The following is a 26,122-nucleotide window of genomic DNA, read 5'->3' on the forward strand; positions in this document are numbered from 1 at the left end:
GTATTACAACTAGCTAAAGATAAGCTGCTGTATAATAAAAGTTGTTAGTGATTTTCTTGAATATAAAGCCTACAAATAAAAGCTTAACTTTTTTTGATCCTCAACAATTATTGTTTAAAAATGTTACAAATTGAGAATCCCAATTATACAAGTTCCTATTCGAACTTGTATAATTGGGGTTTTCTTCATGTAAATATTATACATCCGTAGGGTTCTTGCACAATCGTAAAACTCATAGTGAATTAATTATCAATTTCCACAACTTTAGATTTATTTTTACCTTTCAAGCACTTATAAGTCCAAAATTTGTTAACTTGCTAATGAATTGTTGCTCAATTGGAGTTAAAATTTTTATAATTCCATCTTTGTCTAACAGGAAAAAGACTGGTAAAAAGTCAACTTCTAATTCTCTTATGAAGTTATCTTTATAAAATAATATTTGAAAATCTTGTTGAATTAAAGAAAGATATTCTTTTGCTTCATGATCATCTTCGTGTAAAAATACATAATAGTCTTTAGGTGAAATTAATTGTGAACTAATATTTAAAAAATTTTCAAAATGTGGCATACAAGCTGGACATGAACTACTAATAATAATTCCTAATAAGTTACTGCTCGTGATAGTTTTAATATCCAAATTGCCTTCTCCATTATATACTTCTACCGAATTAACTTTTTTACTAATAGTACTGGTTTGAATACTCTCCTTTTTTTTCTTTAAAAATGCTTTGTCAATATTGTTTATATCTTTAATTACTAACAATAGAAATAATAAAACTATTAGAATAAGAATTAAATTTATATCAGTTATCATCTTTTTCCCCTTTTTCCAGAAAACTTAGAAATGTTCTCACGTAACGATTGTGCATATGGACGATTTTTATTTTCCTTCGGACCAAATTATCCATGCACCACCAACACAAAAACCCGTAGGTGCAGATTGTGATTGGAAACGGGTATTAAATCAGGTGGTTGATCCAATTAGTCAAGATCAAAAGGGGTATTATCAACGTTACGATTGGGAAACCGATCAGCTGGCAGAATGGCACACAGTTCCATTAGAAGGCATTGTCATTGTTGAAGGTGTGTATTCTACACGGAACGAATTATCAAACCTTTACGATTTTACTATTTGGGTCGATTGCCCGAGAGAGACAAGGCTAATAAGAGGCATTGAAAGAGACGGAGAAGAAGCATGTACATGAAAAAACACAGACCCCACAAACGTTCAGACCTCGTAGTTGGATAATGGACGTTTAAAAAAATTTCCCTTTTAAACGTCCATACAAAGCAATGAGCTTGCGTTTATTTCAACGTTTCCTTGAAAGTAACTTTAATGACCTTTTCAGTTTTATTGTTAAATTCAATATTTACGAAAACACCGAATTCTCTACTGTTATCTTTTAACCAAAGTTTGAATTTTTCAGTTGTGGAATGTGGGCCGCTTATTCTCCCGATATGCAGATAATCAATAATTTTAGCATTCGGATACTTTTCATGTGTTTTCTCCATTGCAAGGGTTCCCCACTTCGCATACGGAGGAATCGGTTTCTGTTGTGCAATAGCTGTATTCAAGAATTTCAGCGGAATTACACACGCAGAGAAAAAAACAATTGTTGCAAGCAAACCAGTCAGCAGTTTTCTCACGTCATTACCTTCTTTGCTTTTATTTTTATCATGTCATTTTTGGACTTAATATATGAAACCTAAATTTAAAAAGGTCTGTAAAGCTTAACTTGAGGAGGTTTTATTAATGGGGTCCAATGAGAACGGATTACCCTTTCGTAAACTACAGTGGTTCGGGAAGGAAGCTCCTTATATCAATCAAATAAAAATAGATTTATGTGATCAAATGATTATTGGGAGATATGGAGGGAATCGACAAGCAGGGGCTTATAAAAATGAAGATGGAGCAATGGTGGTAAAGGGGGCGGATTGGGAATTTGCCATGGTTCTAGATGGACATAACAGTGCTGAAAGTGTCGATTTGGTGCTTAAAACCTTAGAAAATGAGTGGAAAAAACTAGCCGCTTTTTTAGAAGAACCTGTAGAAAGCGCCTTTCAATTATTTGAGAACCATATCCTCTCTGTTTTTCAATCCCCGGCTTTTCTGGAAGCCTGTAAACAAATTCAAGGTGAAACAGCCTGCCTTCTATGTGTAAGAAAAGAAAATTACTTATGGTGGCTGTCAGTGGGTGATTGCGTGCTCTATCTCCTTCATGAAGACTTACATAAATTAGGACAATACGCCCTAAACCAGCGTCAATTTTTTGAATGGATTGGACAAATCAACACATTTTCATTACCAGTTCCTTGTTATTCATTTGGCATCCGTGAACTAAGAACCGGCCTAAATCGAATTGTCTTGATAACAGATGGAGTTTTAGAATGTGCTGGTCGATATTATGAAACTCCTTCGCGATTTTACACAGATTGTTATGAAGGAGAAGTCCAAACAAATGTAGAGCATATTTTGCAACATGTTCATGAAAACTCTGGCCAGGATAGTGCGACAATTATCTGCTGGGATTATCACAATCCGCTTCCCGCAACTTATCCTAGTAATCAACCAATGAGGTGAATAGAATGTATAAAATTTTAGAAAATCAAGTGGTAAGAAATGAGTATTCGACCATCCCCTATACGTGGATTCGAAGTGACCAACCGAATCAAGCAATCTGTATCATGCTGCCTGGTCTTGGATATAGTACTCAGCGGCCGCTGTTTCATTATGCGACAGGTATGTGTTTGAACCATAATATCGATGTTCTTCATATTAATTATCAATTTGCAAAAAATGAACAGTTTAAAAAGCTTAGCAAAACAGATCAAGACCACTGGATGTATGAAGATGCGAAGGCAGTGATTGAAAGGGTTCTAAAAGAGAACGTATATGAACAGTGTATCCTGATGAGTAAATCGATTGGAACAATTCCGATGGCAATGGAATGGACTGAAAAAAATTTCATCAAGAATACGATTGGTGTTTGGTTAACACCACTAATGAAAGATGACAATGTGTACCAGGCACTTTTAAATACCGATTTGCCTTCACTTTGTGTGATTGGGGATCATGATCATCATTTTATCAAAGAGAGAATTTCTTCCTTGAAAAATAATGAGTTTGTTAGCACCGTTGTGATTCCGAATGCAGACCATAGTTTAGAGATAAAAGGTGATATATTAGCATCGATTGAAGCCATTAAAGGAATTATCGAACGAGTCCAAGAATTTATGATTAAATTTAGTAAAGGATGATGACCGCGAAACCTTTTTTTGAATACTTCGTCTCTTCTTTTAAAAGGAGTGAATGACCATGTTCAAAAGGACGTTCTTCTTCGTTTTTATTACAGTACTATTTGCTCTTATCACGGGCTGCCAATTAGATAAAGCCAATTCAGATGACCACACTAAAAGCGAAGAAATTGAAAAACCTACTAAAAACGAAGTGATAGAAAGTCATGGAGGGCTAGAAAACCTAGAACGATTAGATCTTTTTGTGAAAAATACACAAAGTGGAAACAAGGATAAGGTTCGACTAACTCGATATACGATTGAGGGGGATCCTATTTTTCAAGATTTAGAATATGATGGATCCCAATTAGCGATTAAAATAGATACTACGAAAGATAAATTTGGCCAGGGGGAAATAAGAACCTACGTCTGTAAAGGGATTCAAAAACAGGAATCCAATACTGAAACAAAATATATAATTGAAGAATGTCCAGATCTAAGTGATTTATTAACCATTTCCCACGATGTCGATCAACAAGATTATTTTGCTTTTAAGTTAAAGTATGGTGTAGGTTTGAAAAACAAAATCGATACCAAAAACCAAGAAATAATAAAGGATTTGAAAAACGGAAATACCACTGTCATAGGGGATTTTCAGTTTTCAAAAGAGGAAATGAACAAAATCTACAAACTGATGATTCTATCCAATTACCTTGGTGAAAAGAATCTTTCAAAAAAATGTAATAAGCAGACATATGAAAGCTATGAATTGAACGTATGGATTAATGGAGGCGAACGCCACTTTGAGTGGTCGGAATGTGATAAGAGTGCGGACGGCAAGGAAATGACTCAGTTAGTCCATGACATACTTGAAATCTTAAAGAATAACTCGACCTATCAAACACTCGAAAAGTAGTTTTTAATACGTAAAAAACAAGGGGGATTTTTGTGTCAAAACAAAAAATAAAAGAATTAACTACTGTATCATCCTTACTAATAGGCGGTGGTCTTCTGCTGATGTTTTTAAGCTATTACTGGGGTACTTCTTTTGGCGAAATATGGCTTGAAAGTAATTTATCATCGGAAATAAATGATTATAATTTATTAGTTACCACTTTCGTGCGAAATTTTGTCATTATCGGCTCCATCCTATTTGGCTCAGGCGTATTAATGGGGGTTCTATCCTACCTTCACTTCGTGTATTCTATGGAAAAAGTGCATCCGACAAACATGGAAGCAGGTGCAATTGAAGTGAAGCAATAGGATAGGAGGCGTGTTTTACAATGATTGCACCAAAAAATATTCTGACTACATGGAAGAAATTTGATGATTTTCCGATGGAAACATTAACGAAAGCATGGTTTCATAAGAAAAGTAAAAATAAGAAACAAAGGGATGTTTCTCTAATGAAGGAGCATTGGGAGCAGTTTGGCATTACTGGTAATTGCTTTGATCTAGCGATATGGCTGCTGGATGAATTTCAAAAAGACGGGATTACCGCCTATCCCATCGGTCATCACCTAAACACCAGCCGGGCACATGTGGCAGTTGTTGCATTAGATGAAGCTGGCAATCGGTTTTTATGTGATTTGGGTGACCAATGGTTAACGCCAATTCTAATCGATGAAGATAACGAAGATTTTACTGAAAAGAGACTTTCTGGCTTTTTTCCGGGATCACAGGTTCAAGTGAAGCCTTTAAAGAAAACGGTAGAGGTTTTTTATCATAGACCCAATGGTAAACAGTCCAAACAGATTTATGATACTCACCCAATAGAAATGGGTGACTTTTTACAAGCAGCTGAGTATTCTCAGAATATCATTTATCCAAAACCATTATTGGAGCGTCGAATCCCCTATAAATCTGAAATCGCTCATTGGGAATTTTATAACTGGGAGAGTTTTTTTAGTACCAGTGAAGGTTTATTTCGTGAACATAAGCTTACTAGTATAGAAGATTGGGCATATAGAATTAATGAAAGAACAGGTTATGACATGCAATTTTTAATGGAAACTTTAGAGTTATATAAAGGTAAGGATTCGGAGGTTTTGGGATGAAGATTAGAAAAGCAGTGTTAGCTGATGCTAAAGGAATTGCAAAAGTCCATGTCGATAGTTGGAAAACTACATATGACAATATTGTTCCGGTCGAATACTTAAACAAGCTTTCCTATGAAAGCAGAGAGCAATTGTGGAAAAATAGTATCCCGAATGGCGGAGTTTATGTTGCGGAAACCTCAGAAGGGGAAGTTGTCGGCTTTGCATCGGGCGGGAAAGAAAGAACGGGGAAATACACTGGTTATGCTGGTGAGCTTTATGCAATATATATTCTTAAAGAATACCAAGGAAATGGACTTGGAAGTTTACTAGTGAAGCCATTGATAGATGAACTGCAACTTCAAAATATTTCGACTATGTTGGTTTTAGTGCTTGAGGATAATAGTTCCCGCCTTTTTTACGAGGCACTTGGAGCTGAAAAAATAGATACCATAGAAGTCGAGTTTTCGGGGCAAAGAGTGCAGGAACTTGTGTATGGGTGGAGTGATATAAGAAATATATTTAAAAAGTAGGATGTTGCTTATTAAACTGGCAGGCTTCTATGAAAAAAAGACAGAACATATTGTTTTAAGGGGTAAATTTAATGATTATTAGAGAAATAAAAGTTTCCGATGCGGAAAGCTTAGTACGCCTTATTCGGCAGGTAGAAGAAGAGTCAGAGTTCATGCTGATGGAAGCAGGTGAACGGCAGTTTACAACTGAACAGCAGAGAACAAGAATTGAGAATATGAAAAAAAGTGGCAGCTCAACAATATTCGTTGCAGAGAAAGATAATAATCTAACTGGATATTTGTTTGCTATTGGCGGCACTGCAAGAAGAACAAAGCATTCTGTCTATATTGTGATTGGAATTTTAAAGGACTATCGAGGGCAAGGGATTGGAACAAAATTATTTGCAAGACTTGAAGAGTGGGCAAGGGAGCAGAGGTTTCGCCGACTAGAGTTAACAACAGTAACTAGGAACGAGCCCGGAGTGGCATTGTATAAGAAAATGGGATTTGAAATTGAAGGAACAAAAAAGGATTCTCTGTTCATCGATGGTGAATTTATGGATGAATACTATATGTCGAAACTTTTATAAGTAGTCTTAAAATCTAGATTCGTTATCAGGAGTTTTACATTTAGTATCCAATAGGGTGTATTGAAACCCGTTCCGCCGAAAAAAGAGAGAGAAAGGTATCCAATAGAATGATTTGGAGCCCGCTCAACCGAAAAAAGCGAGAGGAGAGCTAAATGGTTTAGTGTATAATATTGTTATTACTTCACAATTATGGGGGTGTTGATTTGATGGACAGTATGGGAATGTTTGGCTTTTTTGCCATAATACCTATTTTGTTTTATTTGTTAATTCTCGGATTTGGTATTTATTTTATTATTAGAATAATAAGATTTATGAATGAAAAAACAAAATTAGATCAAGAAAGAAATGAGAAGCTGGATCTTCTGATAAAAGTCAGTCGTCATGGTAAGGATTCTATTGATTAATTACTGAAAACCAAGATGATCTCTTGGATTTTCCAGTATTCATAGTAATAAGGGAGAAATTGATAGAACAAAGGGGAGCATGATTATGGAAATTAGATTGCTAAATCCATCAGACGCTGAAAGTTATTGGGCATTACGATTAGAAGCACTGGAGCAAAATCCAGAGGCTTTTTTATCAAGCTATGAAGAATCCGTAAAAAGGGAAAACCCTGTTGAACAGGTTGCCCGTACCTTTACCGCAGAAGGAAACTACACCTTTGGAGCGTTTGACAATGAAGAACTAATTGGAGTTGTCACACTGCTTCAGGAGGATCGAGTGAAAATCCGGCACCGGGCAAACATTTTTGCAATGTATGTCACGCCAAAGAAGCAAGGATTAGGCGTTGGGAAAGCATTGCTGACAGAAGCAATCAACAAAGCCAAAGATATCGATACTATTGAAAAAATTAATTTAGGCGTAACTGCAAGTAATCAAAAAGCGAAACAGCTTTATCATAAACTAGGCTTTAAAACGTACGGAATAGAAGAAAAGGCACTAATTGTAGATGGTGTTTATTATGACGATGAATACATGGTTCTGCATTTAAAAAGGGAAAGGAAGATTACATGATTAAAGGAACAAACATTTATATAAGACCAGTTTTAACAAAAGATGCTGAATCCCTGCTTGATTTATTTATGGAGAATCGCGATTTCTTTGAAAAGTTTTCGATGGAGCGGAATGAGACTTTTTATACGATTGAATTCCAGCTTGAGAAAATCAAGCAATATGAAGAAGACAGTCGAACCGATCAAGCATATAATTTTGGAATTTTTAAACATGATGGAACATTGATTGGTACTATTAATCTATTTCAAGTCCTAAGAGGCGCGCTTCAAGGTGCGTTCATTGGATATTTTTTAGATAAGAAGCATAACGGAAAAGGCTATACAACAGAAGCAGTTAAGCTTTTGGTGGGATATGCGTTTAATGAACTGAAATTGCATAGAATTGAAGCTGGCGTCATGCCTCACAATATCGGATCGATTCGAGTGTTGGAGAAATCAGGTTTTCATAAAGAAGGAATCGCATTGAAAAATGTGAAGATTAATGGGAAATGGGAAGACCATCAGATGTTGGCGATAATTAATCCGGAAGATGAAAGTTAATAATCTTTTAATTTTCTAAATGGCACCACCCAATATTTTGGGTGGTGCGATTTGCATTTTGTGTTATTTAGGTTCCGCTTTTACAACCTGGATCGTCTTTATTTTGTAGATGAAATAATAGTATTTATACAAAACGATTAAGAGCAGCATGATCCTTAAAATGATATTGTCGAGGAAGAAGAAGGCGATGGCAATCATTGCGTCAGCAAATAACAAGATGGTAAGTTTCTGTTGTAAGGTCATAGCCCTCTCATTAACGAAGTTCTCCAAATAACGTTTGTAGAGTGCTGTTTCTTTGAACCAGTGCTCAAACCGTTCTGATCCCTTTACAAAGCAGAAGGACGCTAAAAGTAATAGCGGAGTGGTTGGTAATAAGGGTAAAATTATCCCCAAAATGCCGAGACCCAGAGATAAAAATCCTATTAATATAAAGATGAATTTAACGAAACTATTTATGGTAGCAAGCCCCCTTTCATGTGTATGGCTACTCCTGTCTTTCTTACATTATATCATTATAAATATTAGAAATTAATGGCTGGAACTCTTTAAAACTATGTAAGACTGCAAGAGATTACATTGAAGTCACATTGTTTATGGTAAAATGGGAGCATGTAAATAATGGAGGTTGGCACCAGTGATTACTTTCTACAAGGTTGTTGTATTCATTCATATTTTTTCAGCTATTTTGGGTATGGGGCCAGGCTTTATTTTAACGACAGTTGTTAAATCTGGGAATACAATGATCGAGTTAAGACATTCCTATAAAATTAGGCATAAATTACATATTTTTGTGATGATTGGCGGCGCCCTGTTACTGATTTCAGGTCTGACTATGGGATTATTAAATCCAAGCTTGTTTCGAATGGGGTGGTATGTAACAAGTCTTGTACTCTTTTTGGCAGCACTCGCCATTGGTCCGCTCGTCTTATCACCGAGGTCCAAACCTATTAAAGCTTTATTAGAATCTCATAAAGGCGATGAGATTCCTGAAGAGTATTGGCGATTATCAAAAATTCTGTTTCAATATGAACACCTTGAAAATGTGATTTTTTTAATCATCATCGCCCTCATGATCTTAAAACCATTTTAAAAATAGGGTGTCAGGCACCATGTGAAAAAATCACATGGTGCCTGACACCCTTTTGATTTTATTACTCTGTTATTTCTTGGTGAATAAGGATTGGTGCTTCTACTTTAGAGGCTGAGGTCTTGATATTTTGATAAAGTTTTTCTTTTACTTCTTCGATATTTTCAAAGTTGCTGTAAATCGTTACTAATGATTCGCCTTTTTTCACTTGGTCACCGATTTTCTTTCTTAATACAAGGCCAACAGCAAGGTCAATAACTGATTCTTTCGTTGCTCTTCCGGCTCCTAATTGCATCGCTGCAGTTCCAACCTCATCAGCAACAATTTCAGCTACATAGCCATCTTCCTTTGCTTCAAGCTCGAAGGTGTATTTTGCTTGCGGCATTTTGGAAGGTTCATCGACAATGGAAGCATCCCCGCCTTGTGAACTTAAAAATACTTTTAATTTTTCAAGTGCAGAACCATCTTTAATGACGTTTTCAAGCAAGGTACGTGCTTCTGATAATGAGCTCGCCTTTTCAGCTAAATAAACCATGTGGCTTCCGAGCGTTAAACAAAGCTCTGTTAAATCCTCAGGGCCTTCACCTTTTAGAGTATCAATCGCTTCCTTCACTTCAAGAGCATTTCCGATAGCGTATCCTAGTGGCTGGCTCATATCAGAAATGACAGCCATTGTTCTTCTGCCAACATTGTTCCCTATCCGAACCATTGCCTTAGCTAATTCACGTGAGTCATCTAGTGTCTTCATAAAGGCACCAGCACCTGTTTTAACATCAAGAACAATTGCATCCGCACCTGCAGCAATCTTTTTACTCATAATAGAGCTTGCAATAAGCGGAATGCTATCAACGGTAGCCGTTACATCTCTTAGTGCATAAAGCTTTTTGTCAGCAGGTGTTAAGTTACCGCTTTGCCCAATTACTGCAATTTTATTTTTATTAACTAGGTCAATAAACTCATTATTTTCAATTTCCACGTGGAAGCCTTTAACAGCCTCTAATTTATCAATTGTTCCGCCCGTATGACCTAAACCACGACCGGACATTTTGGCAACCGGGACACCTAATGCAGCAACAAGAGGTCCGAGAACGAGGGTGGTGGTGTCTCCCACTCCACCTGTTGAATGTTTATCAACTTTAATCCCTTCGATTTGCGATAAATCAATTTGGTCCCCAGATTCAACCATTGCCATCGTTAAATCTGCTCTTTCCTTTTCGGTCATTCCCTTAAAATAAATGGCCATTGTTAAGGCACTTACTTGATAATCTGGTATCGATCCGTCTGTGTAACCATTTATAATAAATTTGATTTCTTCTGTTGATAATGCCTGCCCATCTCGTTTTTTCTCAATTAGGTCAACCATTCTCATTTTTATCACCACTTCCTTTAATTAATTGCCAAATTATTTTGCAATATTTTTTACAATTTCTTTTACATAAGAAAGGAAATCAGCTTTTACTTTTTCAGTCGTTTCGATTACCTCATCATGGGTTAACGGCTGATCAAGGATTCCGGCTGCCATATTAGAGATACAGGAAATACCCAGTACCTTCATTCCACTGTGGCTGGCAACAATTACCTCAGGTACAGTGGACATACCAACCGCATCACCGCCCAGAACACGTACCATTCGAATTTCTGCCGGGGTCTCATATACTGGTCCTGAATTTCCGAAATAGACACCTTCTTTAACATTGATGTTTAAGCGGTCTGCAATTTCTTTTGCCATGGCTCGCAGTTCTTTAGAATATGCCTCAGACATATCTGGAAAGCGAGCACCTAGCTTGGAATCATTCGGTCCGATTAACGGATTTGTCCCCATATTATTAATATGATCTGTAATAATCATTAAATCTCCAGCGGAGAAACTTTCATTTACACCGCCAGCTGCATTTGTGACGATTAACATTTCAACCCCTAGTTCTTTCATAACACGAACTGGGAATGTCACTTTATCCATGCTGTATCCTTCATAGAAATGAAAACGACCTTGCATGGCGACAACTTCTACGCTATTTAGCAGCCCAAATACGAGTTGTCCGGCATGACCTTCTACTGTAGAAACAGGAAAATCAGGGATTTCATTATAAGGTATTTTGACCGGATTCGTAATTTCATCCGCTAATACTCCTAAGCCAGAACCTAATATTAGACCTATTTTTGGCGTATTTGGATATTTTTCTTTTAAAAAGCAAGCAGCATTTTGAATATTTTCAAAGTTCATTTTTATTCCCCTTCCTTATTTCAATTCATTTAAAAAGCTTTTACCATACTGCGGCATTTTCACCTTAAAGTTTTCAGCAACGGTTGCTCCGAGGTCAGCAAATGTTTCCCGTAAAGGTAGTTCCTTTCCTTCGGCAATTCTCTTTGAGTAAACAAGTAATGGTACATATTCACGTGTATGGTCTGTACCTGGAGCAACAGGATCATTTCCGTGGTCTGCTGTTATCATTAACAGATCATCTTCATTCATTTTTGCAAATACTTCCGGCAGGCGGGCATCATATTCCTCAAGTGCCTTTCCGTAGCCTTCAGGGTCCCGGCGGTGTCCATATAATGCATCAAAATCTACCAAATTTACAAAGCTGATTCCTTTGAAATCCATATCAAAAGTTTCGACAAGTTTATCCATACCATCCATATTCGAAACCGTTCTAAGTGATTGAGTAACGCCTTCTCCATCATAAATATCAGAAATTTTCCCGATTGCAATCACATCAAAGCCAGCATCTTTTAATTCACTCATTACTGTGCGGTCAAATGGCTTTAGAGCATAATCGTGACGGTTCGGTGTCCGTTTAAAGTTCCCTGGTTCACCTAAGAATGGACGAGCAATGACGCGTCCCACCATGTACTTTTCATCAAGCGTTAATTCACGAGCAATTTTACAAATGTTATAAAGCTCTTCAAGCGGGACTATTTCTTCATGAGCAGCAATTTGAAGTACTGAATCTGCCGAAGTATAAACGATTAATGCCCCCGTTTTCATATGCTCTTCCCCTAGTTCATCTAGAATGGCTGTTCCGCTTGCAGGCTTATTGCCAATCACTTTTCGGCCAGTACGTTTTTCTAATTCAGAAACAAGTTCATCTGGAAAACCTTCCGGAAATACTTGAAATGGCGTTTGGATATTCAACCCCATGATTTCCCAGTGTCCTGTCATCGTGTCTTTTCCGTTTGAAGCTTCCTGCATTTTTGTATAAAATGCTAACGGCTTCTCCGCTTTTTCAATCCCTTTAATTTCACGAATATTACTTAATCCTAATTTCCCCATATGCGGCATGTTAAGGCCATTCATTCTTTCGGCAATATGACCATAAGTATCTGCACCCTTGTCACCAAATTTCTCCGCATCAGGCGCTTCTCCAATACCGACTGAATCCATTACGATAATAAAAATACGTTTATATGTAGTTGACTCCATATGACTCTTCCTCCTTTTTACCTAGAAAACGTTTGCAAATAATATGTTACCCTTAGTAAATTAGGATTATGAAATCCAAATTCAAACCCATTTGTCAGAAGTCTGACATCTATATTGTACTAAATGTTTACGAAAATACAAGAAAAAACCGCCAAAATTTTATGGCAGTTCTTTGACATTTTTCTGAAACTATCATTCTATCAAGCACGCGGATGAAATTTACTATATACATCCTTTAGTCTTGTTTTCGTAACATTTGTATATATTTGTGTAGTTGAAATATCTGCATGCCCTAACATCTCTTGGACCGCCCTTAAGTCTGCACCATTTTCCAATAAATGGGTAGCGAAAGAATGGCGAAGGGTATGGGGGGTAAGCTCTTTATCTATACCAGCTTCTTTAGCTAATTTTTTTAATATTTTCCAAAACCCTTGTCTTGTTAACCGATGACCTTGATGGTTTAAAAACAAGGCGTCATCACGATGTTTCCCTGTAGTAAAATGGGGTCTGCCATAATCTAAATAATGCTTGATTGCTTCCGATGCAGTCTTCCCAATTGGAATAATTCGCTCTTTATTTCCACTTCCATTACAACGAACGAACCCCATAGTTAGATGAATATTTTCAATATCTAGTCCAATTAGCTCACTAACACGGATACCCGTAGCGTAGAGGAGCTCCAGCATGGCCTTGTCCCTTTTACCAAAGTGGTCAGAAAGGTTTGGTGAATCTAACAAAATCTCTACTTCCTGTAAACTTAATACCTTAGGCATCGCTCTTTCCAGCTTGGGTGTTTCAATAAGAACAGATGGGTCTTGGTCTGTTTCCTTTTTCCGTAATAAAAATTGATGAAATGCTCTTACTGAAGCAATATGTCTTGCCAATGTTTTTGCTGACTTCCCTTGATCCTTTAAAAAACTTAAAAAATGGATGATATGAACACGCTGAACATCATTTAAAGATTGGATGGATTCTACATTTTTTAAATAATGAAGATAGCTTTTTAAATCACGCTCATATGAAACAATTGTATTCTTAGCCAGCCCTTTTTCAATTATCAAGTAATCCATAAAATCTTTTATTTGATCTTCCATCACTTTTACTCCCCATTTAAATAGAACAACATCAGCCGATCTAACCAGGAAGAACTTTCTTCATTCACTGCGTTCGAAACCTTAAGCGCAGCTCCTTCCGGTTCATCATAGCGATGATAATTTTGGTATTCTTCAGATACCCACATGATACCATAATAAAAGAGAATAGTGCACCCTGTGAATAAGATAAAAACCTTTAAGGTTTGCAATGCTATTTTAATAATAGAAATCATCTTACTTCCCCCATTTTACGATTATCTAGTAAAAGGTATGCCATAATATACAAGTTTTATACCTAGTAATCGGATATAGAAGGAATATATTAATAATAAGCACCCACGTCAATCATGGGATAGAAATGAAAAAAGCCCTTTTGGTTAAAAGGACCTTATGTTTTTTATTCAGCTTTTTCTTATTCTTTTCCTTTATCCTGGCAGCGGTAACAGATTCCATGAAATGTAAGGCGATGGTCTTTTATTTTAAAATTCCATCTGCGCTCTACAACTGCTTCCACATCTTCAAGTAAATCTTCTTGAATTTCATCAACGGCACCACATTCAATACAAACAAGATGATGGTGAAAATGGGCAGCACCTTCTTGGCGAAGATCGTAACGGGAAACACCATCACCAAAATTAATTTTATCAACGATTTTTAATTCCGTTAACAATTCTAACGTTCGATAAACAGTTGCTAATCCAATCTCAGGCGATTTTTCTTTTACGAGGAGGTACACATCTTCTGCACTTAAATGATCCTCTTCATTTTCCAGCAAAACTCGAACGGTTGCTTCACGCTGAGGTGTTAATTTATAGCTTGCTGAATGCAACTGTTTCTTAATTCTTTCAATTCTTGTTTCCATTCTGAAGGCCCTCCCTCGCCACTGTTAATTCTCATTATAACAGATGACAAAAGAGATTCAAAATAAAATTATTATAAACAAGAATTTATATTATTTATTATTTAATAATTATCTTAAACTAGTAGAACTAATGATAGTTTTCATCAACCATGGTGATAAATAGGCCTCAATACCTGATGCTGCGGAAATAAAAATCACCGCTGCTAGTATGGCAAAAATATATCTTTTGAAAAAAGGCATAATGGGTTGTGCATATTTTTTAATAAACTGCCTTTTTATCATTCGGATTGAGAAGATCACTGATATTGCGGCCATCATAATAAACACAGGAATGATAATCAAGTTTTGCGGCAGTATCGAAACAAAGGCTAACATAAAACCTTTCCAGCCCATTTGACTGACAAGAAAGCCGACTGTAAACCCAACAACCATTCCCTTAATAAATAATAGAATGAGAATGACAGGCAGACCGATAATCGATATTCCCAGGATCCACATGAGGCCTATAAACTTACTATTGTGGAAAAAACTTTGTAAAAATAAATCGTTGTCTTCTGCCACTTTACCGTCAGAGACTTGGCCAAAAAATTGTGATAAATAGTAGAATAAATCTTCCTTCTGCGTAATGCTCATGCTATTAACCACTATCGCTCCAAAGATTACCCCCATTAAAAATAAAACGATAATAAATAAAAAAATCGAGGAATGTTCACGGAAATAACTAGCGGCATCTGACTGGTACAATCGTTTTTTCATCTACTTTTTCCTCCTATTTTTCTCCATTCAGTTATTACATTCTATGCCAGACTAGTTTTTCTATGACTAAATTATAGTAGATTTCAGATTAAGAAATAATAGAAGATTTACAAAAAATGGATTCATAAAGTAAAATACCCGACAGCCTGGGCTATCGGGTAAGATTTATAAGTTATTGATCAGCGATTTTTCCGTATTTTCCGCCCCCACCGGCTGCAAGGTTAACTTTACCTTCTCTCGCTTTCAAAATAAGGTCAGCAATTTTCTCTGGAACGACTTCCTTTAATGCCTCAAATGGCACTTCGTGGAGAATCGCCATTTCACTGCCAAAATGATTGACAAGTTTCTCTAGTAATTTTGGCCCTAAACCGGGGATGAACTCAAGCGGCACTTGATGAACATAGGGCGGTCTTCCTTCTGGACTTGTCTCTGCCGTCTTCAGTTCAATAATTCGGTCAGCTACCCCTTTAATGATTTTTTTATGACCGCAAAGAGTACATATTTGGTCATCATCGGTTGCAGGATTTAAACATTCTGCACAAACCGTTTTGTGATATTTACCCAGCAGGGGATCAAGTCCATAGTTGGCAATGATTTTTCGGCCATCTATCCCTTTTAAAGCTTTATGCAATTCTAGAAACGTCGGTTCCTTCATTGCTATCACCTGATATTCACGGGCAATTTTTGCAAGCGAGTGAGCATCCGAATTTGTTACAAACGTATAGTTGTGTAACTCTCCTAATTGATCCGCCATATTTGTATCTGAGCTTAATCCCAGTTCAATCGCATCAATCAAATCGGGGTCTAACACCTCTGTTAGGGACTTATTAACTCCTTTGCCATATAAACTTTTAAACGGCGTGAACACGTGGGCGGGGATAAAAATACCACCTAAATCCTTTACCTTTTTTTGCAAATCAAGACCAGTACTGTAAATCCTTTGTGAACTTAATTGAATATTCTTCAAATGACCCGACAGCCACGAGGAGAACTCTCGCATCACGAAAAGATTCGGAAAGTAACAAAGCAGGTGGATCGGGCCGTTACATTGTTCATCGTAAATCTCCAATTCCGACCCAGGGATAACGGTCAAATCACCAAAAATCAACCCTCCGTCTGGATGTTCAACGATTTCTCCACTTTCGATCAGGCTTTCTATTTCGAGAATCACTTCAGGAGAATGGCTGTCAATGATTCCAACCATATTGAGCCCTTTTTCATGCCGGGCATGTTCAATGATATTCGTAAACGTCAGTGACTTGGCTCCAGTGATTTTTACTGGCTTTCCTGTCCATGTTCGTCCGATGTGAATATGTAAATCTACATAGTAGTGATTCATTTATTTTTCAACGCCTCTTGTAATTGTAAATATTGAACGGCAAAAATGGTTTTCGCGTCATAAATCTTTTGTTCCTTTACATATTGCTCAACCTCTTCAAGGGTTAATTCCTCAAGATTAACAAACTCGTCTTCGTCAAGGGCAGCAGCATTTTCTTTTTTCGTCAATCCTTTTGCTAAAAATACATGAATGATTTCATCAGCAAATCCAGGGGAGGTGTAAAAGGATGTGAGCAATTCAAGGTGTTCACATTCATAGCCTGTCTCTTCCTCTAGTTCTCTGCGTGCACAAACAGCTGGCTCTTCCCCTTTTTCCAGCTTACCCGCAGGGATCTCAACAATCGTTCTTTCCAGTGCTTTGCGGTATTGTTCGACCATTACCACTTTGTTGTCATTGGTAATGGCCAAAATAGCGACAGCCCCTGGATGTTTAATAATTTCTCGTTTCGCTTGTTTACCGTTTGGCAGCTCAACATCCTGTAAATGAAGACTGATTACTTTTCCTGAAAAAATTTCTTCGCTTTGGAGCGTTTTTTCCTCAAGTTTAGTCATAACTGTCTCTCCTGTTCTTTCCAATTATATTTCGTCATACATTTTACCATACTTTAATTGGAGGGATATGGGATGAAGGTAGTAGTGCATGAAAAGGGCATCATCCTTGTGGGTAAAGGATGGGAAATACTGCAAAAACTGAAGGAGTATAACAAGGAATATGTTTCTGTGTCTGATTGGGTTCAAAATGTGACACAAAAATAAGACCTCTTGTTTGAAAGTCTGCCCCTAACTTTAATAAAATTGTAGAAAAAGGACGGGGTGATTTTTTGAGAAAAAGAAGACTGGGTAATTCAGATTTATACGTAACCGAGTTAGGACTTGGCTGTATGTCTGTTGGTACTGAAGAGAAGGCTGCACGAAGAATCATTGAAGCAGCCCTTGAAGAGGGCATCAATTATTTTGATACGGCCGATCTATATGATTTTGGTGAAAATGAAAAAATTGTCGGGCAGGCGTTAAAGGATGTCCGGGAACAGGTCATTATTGCAACAAAGGTCGGCAACCGCTGTCATTCCGATCATTCCAGCTGGACATGGGACCCATCGAAGGCATATATAAAGGAAGAAGTGAAGAATAGCTTAAAACGGCTTGGGACTGACTATATTGACCTTTATCAATTACATGGCGGTACGATTGAAGATCCGATTGATGACACAATTGAAGCGTTTGAAGAATTGAAGGCAGAAGGTTTTATTCGCTATTATGGTATTTCGTCGATTCGACCGAATATGATTAGGAAATATGTAGAGAAATCTAATATCGTGTCCGTGATGATGCAATATAGCATCCTAGACCGACGCCCTGAGGAAAAAGCATTACCATTTCTTCATGAACATGGTATTAGCGTTGTTGCCCGTGGTCCCCTTGCCAAGGGTCTATTAAGTGATAAGCTGTTAGAAAAGGTTTCTGAAAAGGGCTACCTGGATTACAATTATGATGAGTTACGTGCGATTTTACCCTTGTTAAAAGAAAAAGTGGCTGCATCCCGTTCGTTTACGGAAGTTGCTCTTCAGTATAATCTTGCAAACCCTGCTGTGGCATCCGTTGTTGCCGGCGCTAGCAGCCCGGAACAGATTAGGAGTAATGCCAATGCTCTTAGAAGCCAGCCGCTGTCCAGTGAAGAGGTTGCCGTAATTAAAGAGATAACGAAGGCAAGTATTTATAAAGAACATCGTTAAAAAAGGGGAGCCTTAGCTCTCCTTTTCTATTTAAACATTATTTAAATTCTTTCCAATTCATCCCGCTCTCGTTTAATAGTTCTTCAAACGATTTGTTTTTTTCCTTTAATCTGCGTTCCTCTCTCTTTCGCGCTTCTTCCGCTTCTTTTCTTCTCTCTTCCTCAGCTTTAAGCTGATCCTGCTGCTCTTTTAATTGTTTCATTAAGTTTGGATCAATCAAATCTTTAAGCGTTACCGCTGTATCTTCCTTTTTTAGTTTAGATTGATTATTTTGTCTCTTTTGTTTTTTCATTCTAAACTCCTCCATTATTAAAATCCACATTACTATTATACCATTTCAATTAATCGTCATTACATTAAAAAGGCAGACTGTCCTTGTTCAGTCTGCCTTCACTATTAAAAAGCTTCTAATTTAACGTTCTCATCCACATACAATGCTGCTTCTGTTGAATTTACGACGTCCTCAACTGTATATCCACTAGCTACTTCAACAAGCCTTAATCCGGAATCAGTAACATCCATGACCGCGCGCTCAGTGATAATCCGATTAACTACCCCTTTTCCTGTCAAGGGCAAAGTACATTGTTTTAATATTTTTGATTCGCCTTTTTTATTTACATGCTCCATAATGACAATGATTTTCTGGGCTCCATGGACAAGATCCATCGCTCCGCCCATACCTTTTATCATCTTTCCCGGAATCATCCAATTCGCCAGGTCCCCGGTTTCGGATACTTCCATCCCACCTAGAATCGCCAAATTGACATGTCCGCCACGAATCATCGCAAACGATTCAGCACTGTCGAAATAGGCTGCACCGCTTATTGCAGTCACCGTTTCCTTCCCGGCATTAATTAAATCAGGATCGACCTCATCTTCGTGAGGATACGGACCGATACCGAGGAGTCCATTTTCCGATTGCAGGACAACTTGCTTATTTTCAGTTATATAGTTGGCAACGAGGGTTGGAATACCGATCCCTAGATTTACATAAAAGCTGTTCTCTATTTCTTTTTCTGCTCTAATTGCAATTCTTTCTCTAACAGAGGCCTTATCATTTGCCATAGATTTTTCTCCTTCCCCCACTCTAATTTTTTACGGTTAATCTCTCAATTCGTTTTTCCTGCGTTCCTTTTATAATTGCCTGAACATAAATGCTCGGGGTATGAATAAAATTAGCATCCAAGTCGCCGATTTCATAAAGTGTTTCCACTTCGGCAATCGTCACTTTTCCCGCGGCAGCAATCATCGGATTGAAATTTCGAGCTGTTTTGTGATAAACGAGATTTCCCATTTTGTCGCCTTTCCATGCCCTTACCAAACTAAAATCAGCCGTCAGGGCTTCTTCTAAAAGATATTCTCGTCCGTTAAAAATTTTCGTTTCTTTTCCTTCGGCAATCGGGGTTCCTACCCCTGCAGGCGTATAAAATGCCGGAATACCCGCTCCACCTGCCCGAATTTTTTCAGCTAATGTGCCTTGCGGCGTTAATTCTACTTCAAGTTCTCCTGTTAAAACCTGTCTCTCAAACTCTTTATTTTCACCCACATACGAGCCAATCATTTTTTTGATTTGTTTATTATTTAATAAGAGCCCTAATCCCCACTCATCAATTCCGCAGTTATTGGAAATTACCGTTAAATCCTTCACACCTTTTTCCGCTAATGCTAAAATCAAGTTTTCTGGAATCCCGCACAAACCAAATCCTCCGACCATTAATGTTGCCCCATCTTGAATATCGGCAACTGCATCCTGGAAGGATGTACAAATTTTTTTCATTTTGCTCTCTCCCTCAAATTAAAGGTTTTATGCTAGCTCAACAATCGTGGCGACCCCTTGACCTCCGCCAATACAAAGAGTAGCCAATCCTGTGTGTGCATTTCTTCGCTTCATTTCATGAATTAAGGTTACTAGAATTCTTGCACCGCTTGCCCCGATCGGATGGCCTAGCGCGATGGCGCCGCCATTTACGTTTAGGATTTTTTTATTAAAATGAAGCTCACGGTCTACCGCCAGCGATTGTGCAGCGAAAGCCTCATTAGCTTCAATTAAGTTAATGTCTTCCATTGAAACAGATGCCTTTTCCAGTACCTTTCTCACCGCCGGAACCGGCCCAATCCCCATGATGCTAGGGTCTACACCGGCACTGGCATTTGCTTTAATTGTGACTAATGGCTTTAGCCCTAACTCATCTGCTTTTTTCTTGCTCATCACCACGACAGCTGCAGCACCGTCGTTAACTCCTGACGCATTTCCTGCCGTTACAGTACCATCCTTTTTAAAGGCAGGACGCAATCCAGCTAACTTTTCTCCTGTAGTACCTTTTTTCGGATATTCGTCCGTATCAAAGATGATCGGCTCTCCTTTACGCTGCGGAATCACAACCGGAACTATTTCATCATTAAATTTACCCGCTTCAATTGCCTTGACTGCCTTCTCCTGACTCCATGCCGAAAATTCATCCTGTTCTTCTCTAGAAATTGAATATTTATTTGCAAGATTTTCAGCGGTAATCCCCATATGATAGTCGTTAAAAACACATGTTAGTCCGTCTGAAGTTAACGTGTCGACTAATTTTTGGTCACCCATTTTAAAGCCGTCACGGGCATTTTTCAACAGATATGGTGCCTGGCTCATATTTTCCATCCCGCCAGCCACGACGACCTCGGCATCTCCTGCTAAAATGGCTTGTGTAGCAAGGTGCACAGCCTTTAAGCCGGAACCACAAACTTTATTAATCGTCATTGAGGAAACGCTTTCAGGAATCCCCGCTTTAATAGCTGCCTGTCTTGCAGGGTTTTGTCCAATCCCTGCTTGGAGAACATTTCCCATAATCACTTCATCGACTTGATCCGGCATTACCCCGGCCTGATCAAGAGCTCCTTTGATCACTGCCCCACCTAATTCAGGTGCAGATACATTTTTTAAGCTGCCGTTAAAATTTCCAAGAGCAGTTCGAACGGCACTGACAATAACTACCTCTATTTGACTCATTTCGTCTCTCCCCTTCTACCATTTTTAGCTGATAAGAAAGTATAACTTTCTTATCAGGTATTAGGGCGACTCCCCCTCTGTCTTCGCCCTTCCGGACTCGCCAATCGGCGAGTCTTCTTTACCTCTACTACTTCTAGTAAAAATTAAAAATTCCTCTAATTTTGTCAAAATTTCATTATTTCTTGATTTTTTGAATTTAATCCCACTACAATGAAACTATGAACATTGGAGGGAGAAAATGATGTTTAATTTACCTAAAAAAGTGACGATTATCGAGGTTGGTCCTCGTGATGGGCTGCAAAATGAGAAGTTATTTGTTCCGACTGAGATAAAAAAACAATTTATCGCTGGTTTAAGAACCGCCGGGCTGCAGGAAATGGAGCTGACTTCGTTCGTTTCACCAAAATGGGTGCCGCAAATGGGGGATGCTGCAGAAATTGTGGCTGACTGCCTTGATAAGGATACAAGAGACATTGTCTTAGCCCCAAACCGTAAAGGGATTGACAGGGTCTATTCCACTAATTGTAAAGCCATTGCCGTGTTTGTTGGAGTTAGTAACAGCTTTAATCTAAAAAATATTAACAAGACAACACAGGACAGTATGGCGGAACTGAAGCCGATTATCCACGAACTTAAAGAAAAAAAATATTTTGTCCGTGCCTGCATTTCAACTGCGTTTTATTGCCCCTATGAGGGGAAAATCGATGAAAGTGATACATTAGCGCTTTGCCGCGAATTTGTCGAAGCGGGTGTTGATGAATTAAGCGTGGCCGATACGATCGGAATGGCGGCACCAAATGAAGCCTATTCTTTGTTTTCCACATTAAACAAGGAATTTACTGGGACGCTTTTAACAGCCCATTTTCATGATACACGCAAGCTTGCCCTTGCAAATATTTTGGCCTCTCTTCAGGCTGGAATCGACCGGTTTGATACGTCTGCCGGTGGGCTTGGCGGCTGTCCATTTGCGCCCGGTGCCAGCGGAAATGCCGCTACCGAGGATGTTGTTTACATGCTTGAACGGATGGGTATTGATACCGGCGTGGATCTTAAATTGCTAATGGAGGCCATCGAAATCGTCCGCCCCCATCTTTCACGGCAGATCGAAACCGGCTATTTTCGACTTCATGTCCAAACAGTTTAAATTAAGTTTTCATGAATAATCAGTCTTTTAGTAATCCATCTTATTAAGTGAGATCACCAAGAAGGGAGACTAAGACTATGAGCCAGAAACGTGAAAAAGGAAACAGTCAAAGTGGGAAAAACTATGCCGACACAGCAGGTGGAGGCAAGCGAATAATTGCAGCTGAGGAACTCGAAAAGGCACTCCATCCAACGAAACGACAAAACGCAGAGCAATAATTACTAATCAAAGCCGCCCATTGGTTTCCGCGGCTTTTTTTGTGTTAAAATAAAAATTATTACCACGGGCGTAAAGGACTTGTTTTTCATATTTTTATATTAGTCGATGTAGATGGTTCTACGTTGGGATTTCCCCAAAAATATTTAGCAAACATCGATGTAGACGACTTCTACGTTGGATTTTCTACAAAAATATTTAGCAAACATCGATGTAGACGACTTCTACGTTGGATTTTCTACAAAAGTATTTAGCAAACATCGATGTAGACGACTTCTACGTTGGATTTTCTACAAAAATTTTTGGTAAACATCGCTGTAGACGGTCTCTACGTTGGGATTGCCTCAAAATATTTACCAAACATCAATGTAGACGACTTCTACGTAGGGGTTTTCTTCGAAATATTTGGCAAACATTAATGTAGAGGCTGGTCCATAAGACTTCCTCTTAAAATAAAGGCAAAAATTACTCTTGGAGGTGCCATTTTTTGAAAAAGGCATTTCGTGCTCTGTTTATGATATTATTTTTCTGGCTATTACTTGCTTTGTACTTTACAAACCGTCTCATGTATATGAAAAAGAAGGATGAAGAATTGATTTTAAAGCGGGAAAAGAACGCTGGCAGGTACAATCCCGATGAATTTGAGTCACTGCCACAGCGCGATGTTAATATTCCTTCACCATTTGGTTATATGATAAAAGCCGTTCTTGTGGAGCCGCATAAGACCAACCGCTATATCATTATTTCTCATGGGGTGACGGAAACGAAAATTAATTCGATTAAATATGCGAATCTTTTCTTAGAGCGCGGGTTTAATGCCTTGATTTATGACCATCGCCGCCACGGGGAATCTGGCGGAAAAACGACCAGCTTCGGTCACTATGAAAAATTCGATTTAAAAACGGTCGTTGACTGGCTCAAAAAAGAACAAGGCCCTGAACTGAAACTGGGAATACACGGTGAATCGATGGGGGCAGCTACAATGCTGTTATATGCAGGTCTCCTTGAGGACGGGGCAGATTTTTATATTGCCGATTGTCCATTCTCTGATTTTAAGGAACAGCTTGCTTATCTGATAAAAAAAGACTTCAAGCTCATTCCTGGGCTGTTACTTCCGGTTGGAGATGCCCTTTTACGCCTGCGGGACAAATATTCGATTCGAAATGTCTCACCGATTTCGGTCATTGAAAATATCAAACATCCAGTCCTTTTTATCCATAGTCGGAAAGATGATTTTATTTTGCCTTCGATGTCGAAGGATTTATTTGAACAAAAAAAGGGTCCAAAAATGCTTTATATTGCCGAAAATGGCCGGCATGCCCAGTCATTTAACGAAAATCGTGCCGATTATGAACGGGTTATTGATGAATTTTTACAGAAATATGTTGATCATGCTTTACCGAGCTAAAAACAGACTGTCCATTAGGATAACGGGTTCACTTCAGGGGTGCAAACAGTTAAATCACAAAGGGAAACACACTCGATTTCACATATGATTTCGTAGTGTGTTTTTTTATTGCAATATAAAGGATTATCCGTGTTTTCTCCATTTTTTTACATATGAATTTACAAGGGTATTCTCAAGGGTGGAAATAATTATTGGAGTGAGTGTGAATTATGGTGTGAATTCAAGTGTGAAATTCAATATATTGGTGTTATCTGAAAAGGTGATATGTTAAAATAAATATGAAGATTGTGAAATCTTTCACTTAACCAACGGGGCAGTTTACTTCAATTTGAAACTTCATCTATTGGGGAGGTTAAAGAAAAGTAAAACTTAAATAATGTTGAGATTGTTAATTTATAAATTTGAAGGGGGAAAAGAGCAATATGTTACAACTATCAGTAGGTATGGGAGTGGCTATTGGTGCAGGTGTTGGAATTATCATTGGATTGATATTTAATTTAAATATTGTATTTACAATAAGTATTGGAGCAGGATTAGGTCTCATAGGAGGTTCTGTGATAAAAATGTTATTTCGTTAAATTTATTGATTCCAAGACGGATTCGAGAAGTTTTTACTTGGGGATGGATAGCGTTATTTTAGATTTAGCTATTAAACATTTCTCGATAGTTCCATTTTGAGGAAAATTTCTTTAGTAATTAGTAATGTGAACTTTTTCACTTAAACAAACTGGGTGCTTTAGTTGAACAATAAATACTTAAAATAGCTCGGAAAATTTCCAAGCCATTTTTTTGTGTGAATTATATTATGAATTGATTAGTGAATTTATTGTGATTTGATGTGTGTTTTACGTTTTTGCACCTCACAAGTGAACCCGTTACCATTAGGATCAGTCTGTTTTTTCTTTGATGATGAGGCTCATGTGTCCATTTAACATTTGCTGCGGACTTTTTAATTGAAAACAATTTGTTACTTCGGAAAAATCGATCTTCATTTGCTCATCAAAGAAAATGATTTTTGATTTTTCTAGATAAACTGTTCTGTCATTTGTTTCAATGGCGATATCGGTATTATCCAGCTCAGGAACAAACCACAAGGCCACTACCCCGTTTACGGCGCAGCCACAGCCATCGGTATCGTATTTTAGTTTTAGATAGCCTTCTCGGCCACCGGTTCTCGCATTTATTTTTTTAGCTGCCGCTTCTGTAATAATTATTTCCATGTTTAAAGCCCCCCTCATTCAGCATATGATGATTCTATCACATTTTTTTTGGGCCGCTTATTTTTATGCTTATAGCCTTTTGTTTGCATTTTCCTCTTATACCAGTTAATCTCAAAGTTAATACCAACATTTTAAAAGGGGTGCTCTTTATGTCAAAAGTTCAAATTAAAGTAAATGATAATGGTTCACTTCGAATTACCGGTGATGTTGAATTGCTCGATGGTGAAGGCAATGTATACACAACTAAACCATCCTTTTCTCTTTGCCGCTGCGGTTTGTCAAAAAATAAACCGTTTTGTGATGGCTCGCATAAAGGGAATTTTGAATCCCAAGTTCGCGTTCTAAAAGAGGATTAAATTCAGTAGAGCGGCTTTCCGATTGGGAGCCGCTCTTTTTTTAAAGATAAGACAGTATAAATTTCGACTTTGAGAAATGTCCAGCTCCATAAGAATAAGCTTCGGAAGCGATACCTCGCACGAAGGAAAAGCGTTAGCTTTTTCGAGGAGTGCCCAGCGGCTAGTAGACTTCGCTCTTCTCCCTACGATAAGTCAACATCTGATCGCTTGCGCTTTTTTTATAAATTAGTCATCCTAATGTCAGTAATTGCATCAATCGGAATCCGGTGCACCTCTTCAAAGCGGTCTACAACATGAAGCTTTTGCGCTAGTTCATCCCAGTAATGAATTTTACCAATCACGATTTCATAGTTTCGATTCCGATAATGGGTAATCGTGACGAACTGATCGAACTCAATTGCCTCAGATAAGGTCTCGTTCATGAGTTCCAGCTGCTGCTCATCCATTTCTCTTTTGTGTTCGTATCCATCTTCTTTTACCCAATCCCTGAGCAGTTTCACATGCTCAGGAAGCATCATTGACGTCCACTTGATTCTCCCGCGATCACGAATCATATGTTCTTACCTC

General features: G+C 38.1%; 37 protein-coding genes. 19 read left to right on the top strand and 18 right to left on the bottom strand.

Annotated elements, in window-relative coordinates; translation table 11 throughout:
* Nucleotides 1-283 precede the first annotated feature (283 nt).
* The gene (locus V7150_RS10870; protein ID WP_335517520.1) at nucleotides 284-814 is read right to left on the bottom strand and encodes a TlpA family protein disulfide reductase; all 531 of its coding nucleotides are present in this window, start codon (nucleotides 812-814) and stop codon (nucleotides 284-286) included.
* Nucleotides 815-869: 55 nt separating this feature from the next.
* On the opposite strand from V7150_RS10870, the gene V7150_RS10875 reads away from it, so the two are divergent.
* Nucleotides 870-1,205 carry a uridine kinase family protein gene (locus V7150_RS10875; RefSeq protein WP_335517523.1) on the top strand — a complete coding sequence of 112 codons (336 nt, stop codon included), beginning with the start codon at nucleotides 870-872 and terminating at the stop codon, nucleotides 1,203-1,205.
* A gap of 100 nt (nucleotides 1,206-1,305) precedes the next feature.
* Here the strand turns inward: V7150_RS10875 and V7150_RS10880 are convergent, their stop codons facing one another.
* On the bottom strand, nucleotides 1,306-1,647 hold the full coding sequence (locus V7150_RS10880; RefSeq protein ID WP_420490275.1) for a YqzG/YhdC family protein: 342 nt from the start codon (nucleotides 1,645-1,647) through the stop codon (nucleotides 1,306-1,308).
* A 106-nt stretch (nucleotides 1,648-1,753) separates the two neighbouring features.
* Between V7150_RS10880 and V7150_RS10885 the strand changes: the two genes are divergently transcribed.
* The 10 genes from V7150_RS10885 (at nucleotide 1,754) to V7150_RS10930 (ending at nucleotide 7,925) form a co-directional block, all read left to right on the top strand.
* A complete protein-coding gene (locus tag V7150_RS10885; RefSeq protein WP_420490276.1) occupies nucleotides 1,754-2,581 on the top strand; it encodes a protein phosphatase 2C domain-containing protein in 828 nt (275 codons plus the stop codon).
* A 5-nt stretch (nucleotides 2,582-2,586) separates the two neighbouring features.
* Nucleotides 2,587-3,258, top strand: coding sequence for an alpha/beta family hydrolase (locus V7150_RS10890; RefSeq protein WP_335517524.1), 672 nt, complete (start codon nucleotides 2,587-2,589; stop codon nucleotides 3,256-3,258).
* Between the two features lie 58 nt (nucleotides 3,259-3,316).
* The gene (locus tag V7150_RS10895; protein WP_335517527.1) at nucleotides 3,317-4,150 is read left to right on the top strand and encodes a DUF4362 domain-containing protein; all 834 of its coding nucleotides are present in this window, start codon (nucleotides 3,317-3,319) and stop codon (nucleotides 4,148-4,150) included.
* Between the two features lie 32 nt (nucleotides 4,151-4,182).
* Nucleotides 4,183-4,497, top strand: a complete 315-nt coding sequence (locus V7150_RS10900) for a hypothetical protein (RefSeq protein ID WP_335517530.1) — start codon at nucleotides 4,183-4,185, stop codon at nucleotides 4,495-4,497.
* Nucleotides 4,498-4,517: 20 nt separating this feature from the next.
* Complete coding sequence (locus V7150_RS10905; RefSeq protein ID WP_335517531.1) at nucleotides 4,518-5,291, top strand: hypothetical protein; 774 nt, start codon at nucleotides 4,518-4,520, stop codon at nucleotides 5,289-5,291.
* Complete coding sequence (locus tag V7150_RS10910) at nucleotides 5,288-5,803, top strand: GNAT family N-acetyltransferase (RefSeq protein WP_335517534.1); 516 nt, start codon at nucleotides 5,288-5,290, stop codon at nucleotides 5,801-5,803. Before V7150_RS10905 ends, V7150_RS10910 begins: the two co-directional genes overlap by 4 nt.
* Before the next feature lie 71 nt (nucleotides 5,804-5,874).
* A complete protein-coding gene (locus tag V7150_RS10915) occupies nucleotides 5,875-6,372 on the top strand; it encodes a GNAT family N-acetyltransferase (RefSeq protein ID WP_335517537.1) in 498 nt (165 codons plus the stop codon).
* Between the two features lie 206 nt (nucleotides 6,373-6,578).
* On the top strand, nucleotides 6,579-6,776 hold the full coding sequence (locus V7150_RS10920) for a hypothetical protein (RefSeq protein ID WP_335517819.1): 198 nt from the start codon (nucleotides 6,579-6,581) through the stop codon (nucleotides 6,774-6,776).
* An 85-nt stretch (nucleotides 6,777-6,861) separates the two neighbouring features.
* Nucleotides 6,862-7,386: a GNAT family N-acetyltransferase gene (locus tag V7150_RS10925; protein ID WP_335517540.1), complete on the top strand. Its 525-nt coding sequence runs from the start codon at nucleotides 6,862-6,864 to the stop codon at nucleotides 7,384-7,386.
* A complete protein-coding gene (locus V7150_RS10930) occupies nucleotides 7,383-7,925 on the top strand; it encodes a GNAT family N-acetyltransferase (RefSeq protein WP_335517543.1) in 543 nt (180 codons plus the stop codon). The genes V7150_RS10925 and V7150_RS10930 overlap by 4 nt, the downstream gene beginning before the upstream one ends.
* Before the next feature lie 63 nt (nucleotides 7,926-7,988).
* On the opposite strand, the gene V7150_RS10935 is transcribed toward V7150_RS10930, so the two are convergent.
* Nucleotides 7,989-8,381 (bottom strand): DUF454 family protein, encoded by a 393-nt coding sequence (locus V7150_RS10935; RefSeq protein ID WP_335517822.1) that lies wholly within the window; start codon nucleotides 8,379-8,381, stop codon nucleotides 7,989-7,991.
* Between the two features lie 178 nt (nucleotides 8,382-8,559).
* On the opposite strand from V7150_RS10935, the gene V7150_RS10940 reads away from it, so the two are divergent.
* Nucleotides 8,560-9,015 (top strand): DUF2269 family protein, encoded by a 456-nt coding sequence (locus tag V7150_RS10940; RefSeq protein ID WP_335517546.1) that lies wholly within the window; start codon nucleotides 8,560-8,562, stop codon nucleotides 9,013-9,015.
* 61 nt (nucleotides 9,016-9,076) lie between these two features.
* Here V7150_RS10940 and V7150_RS10945 read toward each other — a convergent pair whose 3' ends face one another.
* From V7150_RS10945 to V7150_RS10985, 9 genes are all read right to left on the bottom strand, one after another.
* Nucleotides 9,077-10,381 (bottom strand): pyrimidine-nucleoside phosphorylase, encoded by a 1,305-nt coding sequence (locus V7150_RS10945; RefSeq protein ID WP_335517549.1) that lies wholly within the window; start codon nucleotides 10,379-10,381, stop codon nucleotides 9,077-9,079.
* Nucleotides 10,382-10,414: 33 nt separating this feature from the next.
* Nucleotides 10,415-11,236, bottom strand: coding sequence for a purine-nucleoside phosphorylase (locus tag V7150_RS10950; RefSeq protein WP_335517551.1), 822 nt, complete (start codon nucleotides 11,234-11,236; stop codon nucleotides 10,415-10,417).
* A 15-nt stretch (nucleotides 11,237-11,251) separates the two neighbouring features.
* Nucleotides 11,252-12,436: a phosphopentomutase gene (gene deoB, locus V7150_RS10955; protein ID WP_335517555.1), complete on the bottom strand. Its 1,185-nt coding sequence runs from the start codon at nucleotides 12,434-12,436 to the stop codon at nucleotides 11,252-11,254.
* A 200-nt stretch (nucleotides 12,437-12,636) separates the two neighbouring features.
* Complete coding sequence (xerD, locus tag V7150_RS10960; RefSeq protein ID WP_335517557.1) at nucleotides 12,637-13,530, bottom strand: site-specific tyrosine recombinase XerD; 894 nt, start codon at nucleotides 13,528-13,530, stop codon at nucleotides 12,637-12,639.
* A gap of 5 nt (nucleotides 13,531-13,535) precedes the next feature.
* The gene (locus V7150_RS10965) at nucleotides 13,536-13,763 is read right to left on the bottom strand and encodes a YqzK family protein (RefSeq protein WP_335517559.1); all 228 of its coding nucleotides are present in this window, start codon (nucleotides 13,761-13,763) and stop codon (nucleotides 13,536-13,538) included.
* Nucleotides 13,764-13,942: 179 nt separating this feature from the next.
* On the bottom strand, nucleotides 13,943-14,392 hold the full coding sequence (fur, locus tag V7150_RS10970) for a ferric iron uptake transcriptional regulator (RefSeq protein ID WP_335517561.1): 450 nt from the start codon (nucleotides 14,390-14,392) through the stop codon (nucleotides 13,943-13,945).
* A 108-nt stretch (nucleotides 14,393-14,500) separates the two neighbouring features.
* A complete protein-coding gene (gene spoIIM / locus V7150_RS10975; RefSeq protein WP_335517564.1) occupies nucleotides 14,501-15,148 on the bottom strand; it encodes a stage II sporulation protein M in 648 nt (215 codons plus the stop codon).
* Nucleotides 15,149-15,320: 172 nt separating this feature from the next.
* Nucleotides 15,321-16,487 carry an endonuclease Q family protein gene (locus tag V7150_RS10980; RefSeq protein WP_335517566.1) on the bottom strand — a complete coding sequence of 389 codons (1,167 nt, stop codon included), beginning with the start codon at nucleotides 16,485-16,487 and terminating at the stop codon, nucleotides 15,321-15,323.
* Complete coding sequence (locus V7150_RS10985; RefSeq protein ID WP_335517570.1) at nucleotides 16,484-17,038, bottom strand: NUDIX hydrolase; 555 nt, start codon at nucleotides 17,036-17,038, stop codon at nucleotides 16,484-16,486. Before V7150_RS10985 ends, V7150_RS10980 begins: the two co-directional genes overlap by 4 nt.
* A gap of 72 nt (nucleotides 17,039-17,110) precedes the next feature.
* On the opposite strand from V7150_RS10985, the gene mciZ reads away from it, so the two are divergent.
* Nucleotides 17,111-17,242, top strand: coding sequence for a Z-ring formation inhibitor MciZ (mciZ, locus tag V7150_RS10990; protein WP_283919300.1), 132 nt, complete (start codon nucleotides 17,111-17,113; stop codon nucleotides 17,240-17,242).
* 65 nt (nucleotides 17,243-17,307) lie between these two features.
* Nucleotides 17,308-18,219, top strand: a complete 912-nt coding sequence (locus V7150_RS10995) for an aldo/keto reductase (RefSeq protein ID WP_335517573.1) — start codon at nucleotides 17,308-17,310, stop codon at nucleotides 18,217-18,219.
* A 37-nt stretch (nucleotides 18,220-18,256) separates the two neighbouring features.
* Here the strand turns inward: V7150_RS10995 and V7150_RS11000 are convergent, their stop codons facing one another.
* From V7150_RS11000 to V7150_RS11015, 4 genes are all read right to left on the bottom strand, one after another.
* On the bottom strand, nucleotides 18,257-18,511 hold the full coding sequence (locus tag V7150_RS11000; RefSeq protein ID WP_335517575.1) for a YqkE family protein: 255 nt from the start codon (nucleotides 18,509-18,511) through the stop codon (nucleotides 18,257-18,259).
* Between the two features lie 104 nt (nucleotides 18,512-18,615).
* Nucleotides 18,616-19,284 carry a CoA transferase subunit B gene (locus tag V7150_RS11005; protein ID WP_335517577.1) on the bottom strand — a complete coding sequence of 223 codons (669 nt, stop codon included), beginning with the start codon at nucleotides 19,282-19,284 and terminating at the stop codon, nucleotides 18,616-18,618.
* Between the two features lie 22 nt (nucleotides 19,285-19,306).
* Entirely contained in the window at nucleotides 19,307-19,996 is a 690-nt protein-coding gene (locus V7150_RS11010; RefSeq protein ID WP_335517579.1) for a CoA transferase subunit A, read from the bottom strand.
* A gap of 27 nt (nucleotides 19,997-20,023) precedes the next feature.
* Entirely contained in the window at nucleotides 20,024-21,211 is a 1,188-nt protein-coding gene (locus V7150_RS11015; RefSeq protein ID WP_335517582.1) for an acetyl-CoA C-acetyltransferase, read from the bottom strand.
* A gap of 241 nt (nucleotides 21,212-21,452) precedes the next feature.
* Here V7150_RS11015 and V7150_RS11020 point away from each other — a divergent pair, with 241 nt between their 5' ends.
* The 4 genes from V7150_RS11020 (at nucleotide 21,453) to V7150_RS11035 (ending at nucleotide 24,557) form a co-directional block, all read left to right on the top strand.
* The gene (locus tag V7150_RS11020) at nucleotides 21,453-22,355 is read left to right on the top strand and encodes a hydroxymethylglutaryl-CoA lyase (RefSeq protein WP_420490279.1); all 903 of its coding nucleotides are present in this window, start codon (nucleotides 21,453-21,455) and stop codon (nucleotides 22,353-22,355) included.
* Nucleotides 22,356-22,432: 77 nt separating this feature from the next.
* Nucleotides 22,433-22,573: a hypothetical protein gene (locus V7150_RS11025; protein ID WP_335517588.1), complete on the top strand. Its 141-nt coding sequence runs from the start codon at nucleotides 22,433-22,435 to the stop codon at nucleotides 22,571-22,573.
* A gap of 485 nt (nucleotides 22,574-23,058) precedes the next feature.
* The gene (locus V7150_RS11030) at nucleotides 23,059-23,979 is read left to right on the top strand and encodes an alpha/beta hydrolase (RefSeq protein WP_335517590.1); all 921 of its coding nucleotides are present in this window, start codon (nucleotides 23,059-23,061) and stop codon (nucleotides 23,977-23,979) included.
* Between the two features lie 422 nt (nucleotides 23,980-24,401).
* Nucleotides 24,402-24,557 (top strand): hypothetical protein, encoded by a 156-nt coding sequence (locus V7150_RS11035; protein ID WP_335517593.1) that lies wholly within the window; start codon nucleotides 24,402-24,404, stop codon nucleotides 24,555-24,557.
* 309 nt (nucleotides 24,558-24,866) lie between these two features.
* Here the strand turns inward: V7150_RS11035 and V7150_RS11040 are convergent, their stop codons facing one another.
* Nucleotides 24,867-25,199 carry an iron-sulfur cluster biosynthesis family protein gene (locus tag V7150_RS11040; protein ID WP_335517596.1) on the bottom strand — a complete coding sequence of 111 codons (333 nt, stop codon included), beginning with the start codon at nucleotides 25,197-25,199 and terminating at the stop codon, nucleotides 24,867-24,869.
* A 149-nt stretch (nucleotides 25,200-25,348) separates the two neighbouring features.
* Here V7150_RS11040 and V7150_RS11045 point away from each other — a divergent pair, with 149 nt between their 5' ends.
* Nucleotides 25,349-25,555 (top strand): CDGSH iron-sulfur domain-containing protein, encoded by a 207-nt coding sequence (locus V7150_RS11045; protein WP_283919310.1) that lies wholly within the window; start codon nucleotides 25,349-25,351, stop codon nucleotides 25,553-25,555.
* A 218-nt stretch (nucleotides 25,556-25,773) separates the two neighbouring features.
* Here the strand turns inward: V7150_RS11045 and V7150_RS11050 are convergent, their stop codons facing one another.
* Entirely contained in the window at nucleotides 25,774-26,109 is a 336-nt protein-coding gene (locus V7150_RS11050) for a YolD-like family protein (RefSeq protein ID WP_335517601.1), read from the bottom strand.
* Nucleotides 26,110-26,122 lie beyond the last annotated feature (13 nt).

Source organism: Neobacillus drentensis, assembly GCF_036965245.1.
Lineage (GTDB): Bacteria > Bacillota > Bacilli > Bacillales > Cytobacillaceae > Neobacillus > Neobacillus drentensis_G.

Bases quoted from the DNA above. Each gene is read 5' to 3' on its own strand.
- V7150_RS10870 (WP_335517520.1), bottom strand. From the start codon at position 814: ATGATAACTGATATAAATTTAATTCTTATTCTAATAGTTTTATTATTT.
- V7150_RS10875 (WP_335517523.1), top strand. From the start codon at position 870: ATGGACGATTTTTATTTTCCTTCGGACCAAATTATCCATGCACCACCA.
- V7150_RS10885 (WP_420490276.1), top strand. From the start codon at position 1,754: ATGGGGTCCAATGAGAACGGATTACCCTTTCGTAAACTACAGTGGTTC.
- V7150_RS10890 (WP_335517524.1), top strand. From the start codon at position 2,587: ATGTATAAAATTTTAGAAAATCAAGTGGTAAGAAATGAGTATTCGACC.
- V7150_RS10895 (WP_335517527.1), top strand. From the start codon at position 3,317: ATGTTCAAAAGGACGTTCTTCTTCGTTTTTATTACAGTACTATTTGCT.
- V7150_RS10905 (WP_335517531.1), top strand. From the start codon at position 4,518: ATGATTGCACCAAAAAATATTCTGACTACATGGAAGAAATTTGATGAT.
- V7150_RS10910 (WP_335517534.1), top strand. From the start codon at position 5,288: ATGAAGATTAGAAAAGCAGTGTTAGCTGATGCTAAAGGAATTGCAAAA.
- V7150_RS10915 (WP_335517537.1), top strand. From the start codon at position 5,875: ATGATTATTAGAGAAATAAAAGTTTCCGATGCGGAAAGCTTAGTACGC.
- V7150_RS10920 (WP_335517819.1), top strand. From the start codon at position 6,579: ATGGACAGTATGGGAATGTTTGGCTTTTTTGCCATAATACCTATTTTG.
- V7150_RS10925 (WP_335517540.1), top strand. From the start codon at position 6,862: ATGGAAATTAGATTGCTAAATCCATCAGACGCTGAAAGTTATTGGGCA.
- V7150_RS10930 (WP_335517543.1), top strand. From the start codon at position 7,383: ATGATTAAAGGAACAAACATTTATATAAGACCAGTTTTAACAAAAGAT.
- V7150_RS10945 (WP_335517549.1), bottom strand. From the start codon at position 10,381: ATGAGAATGGTTGACCTAATTGAGAAAAAACGAGATGGGCAGGCATTA.
- V7150_RS10950 (WP_335517551.1), bottom strand. From the start codon at position 11,236: ATGAACTTTGAAAATATTCAAAATGCTGCTTGCTTTTTAAAAGAAAAA.
- deoB (WP_335517555.1), bottom strand. From the start codon at position 12,436: ATGGAGTCAACTACATATAAACGTATTTTTATTATCGTAATGGATTCA.
- xerD (WP_335517557.1), bottom strand. From the start codon at position 13,530: ATGGAAGATCAAATAAAAGATTTTATGGATTACTTGATAATTGAAAAA.
- V7150_RS10965 (WP_335517559.1), bottom strand. From the start codon at position 13,763: ATGATTTCTATTATTAAAATAGCATTGCAAACCTTAAAGGTTTTTATC.
- fur (WP_335517561.1), bottom strand. From the start codon at position 14,392: ATGGAAACAAGAATTGAAAGAATTAAGAAACAGTTGCATTCAGCAAGC.
- spoIIM (WP_335517564.1), bottom strand. From the start codon at position 15,148: ATGAAAAAACGATTGTACCAGTCAGATGCCGCTAGTTATTTCCGTGAA.
- V7150_RS10980 (WP_335517566.1), bottom strand. From the start codon at position 16,487: ATGAATCACTACTATGTAGATTTACATATTCACATCGGACGAACATGG.
- V7150_RS10985 (WP_335517570.1), bottom strand. From the start codon at position 17,038: ATGACTAAACTTGAGGAAAAAACGCTCCAAAGCGAAGAAATTTTTTCA.
- mciZ (WP_283919300.1), top strand. From the start codon at position 17,111: ATGAAGGTAGTAGTGCATGAAAAGGGCATCATCCTTGTGGGTAAAGGA.
- V7150_RS11000 (WP_335517575.1), bottom strand. From the start codon at position 18,511: ATGAAAAAACAAAAGAGACAAAATAATCAATCTAAACTAAAAAAGGAA.
- V7150_RS11005 (WP_335517577.1), bottom strand. From the start codon at position 19,284: ATGGCAAATGATAAGGCCTCTGTTAGAGAAAGAATTGCAATTAGAGCA.
- V7150_RS11010 (WP_335517579.1), bottom strand. From the start codon at position 19,996: ATGAAAAAAATTTGTACATCCTTCCAGGATGCAGTTGCCGATATTCAA.
- V7150_RS11015 (WP_335517582.1), bottom strand. From the start codon at position 21,211: ATGAGTCAAATAGAGGTAGTTATTGTCAGTGCCGTTCGAACTGCTCTT.
- V7150_RS11020 (WP_420490279.1), top strand. From the start codon at position 21,453: ATGTTTAATTTACCTAAAAAAGTGACGATTATCGAGGTTGGTCCTCGT.
- V7150_RS11025 (WP_335517588.1), top strand. From the start codon at position 22,433: ATGAGCCAGAAACGTGAAAAAGGAAACAGTCAAAGTGGGAAAAACTAT.
- V7150_RS11035 (WP_335517593.1), top strand. From the start codon at position 24,402: ATGTTACAACTATCAGTAGGTATGGGAGTGGCTATTGGTGCAGGTGTT.
- V7150_RS11040 (WP_335517596.1), bottom strand. From the start codon at position 25,199: ATGGAAATAATTATTACAGAAGCGGCAGCTAAAAAAATAAATGCGAGA.
- V7150_RS11045 (WP_283919310.1), top strand. From the start codon at position 25,349: ATGTCAAAAGTTCAAATTAAAGTAAATGATAATGGTTCACTTCGAATT.
- V7150_RS11050 (WP_335517601.1), bottom strand. From the start codon at position 26,109: ATGATTCGTGATCGCGGGAGAATCAAGTGGACGTCAATGATGCTTCCT.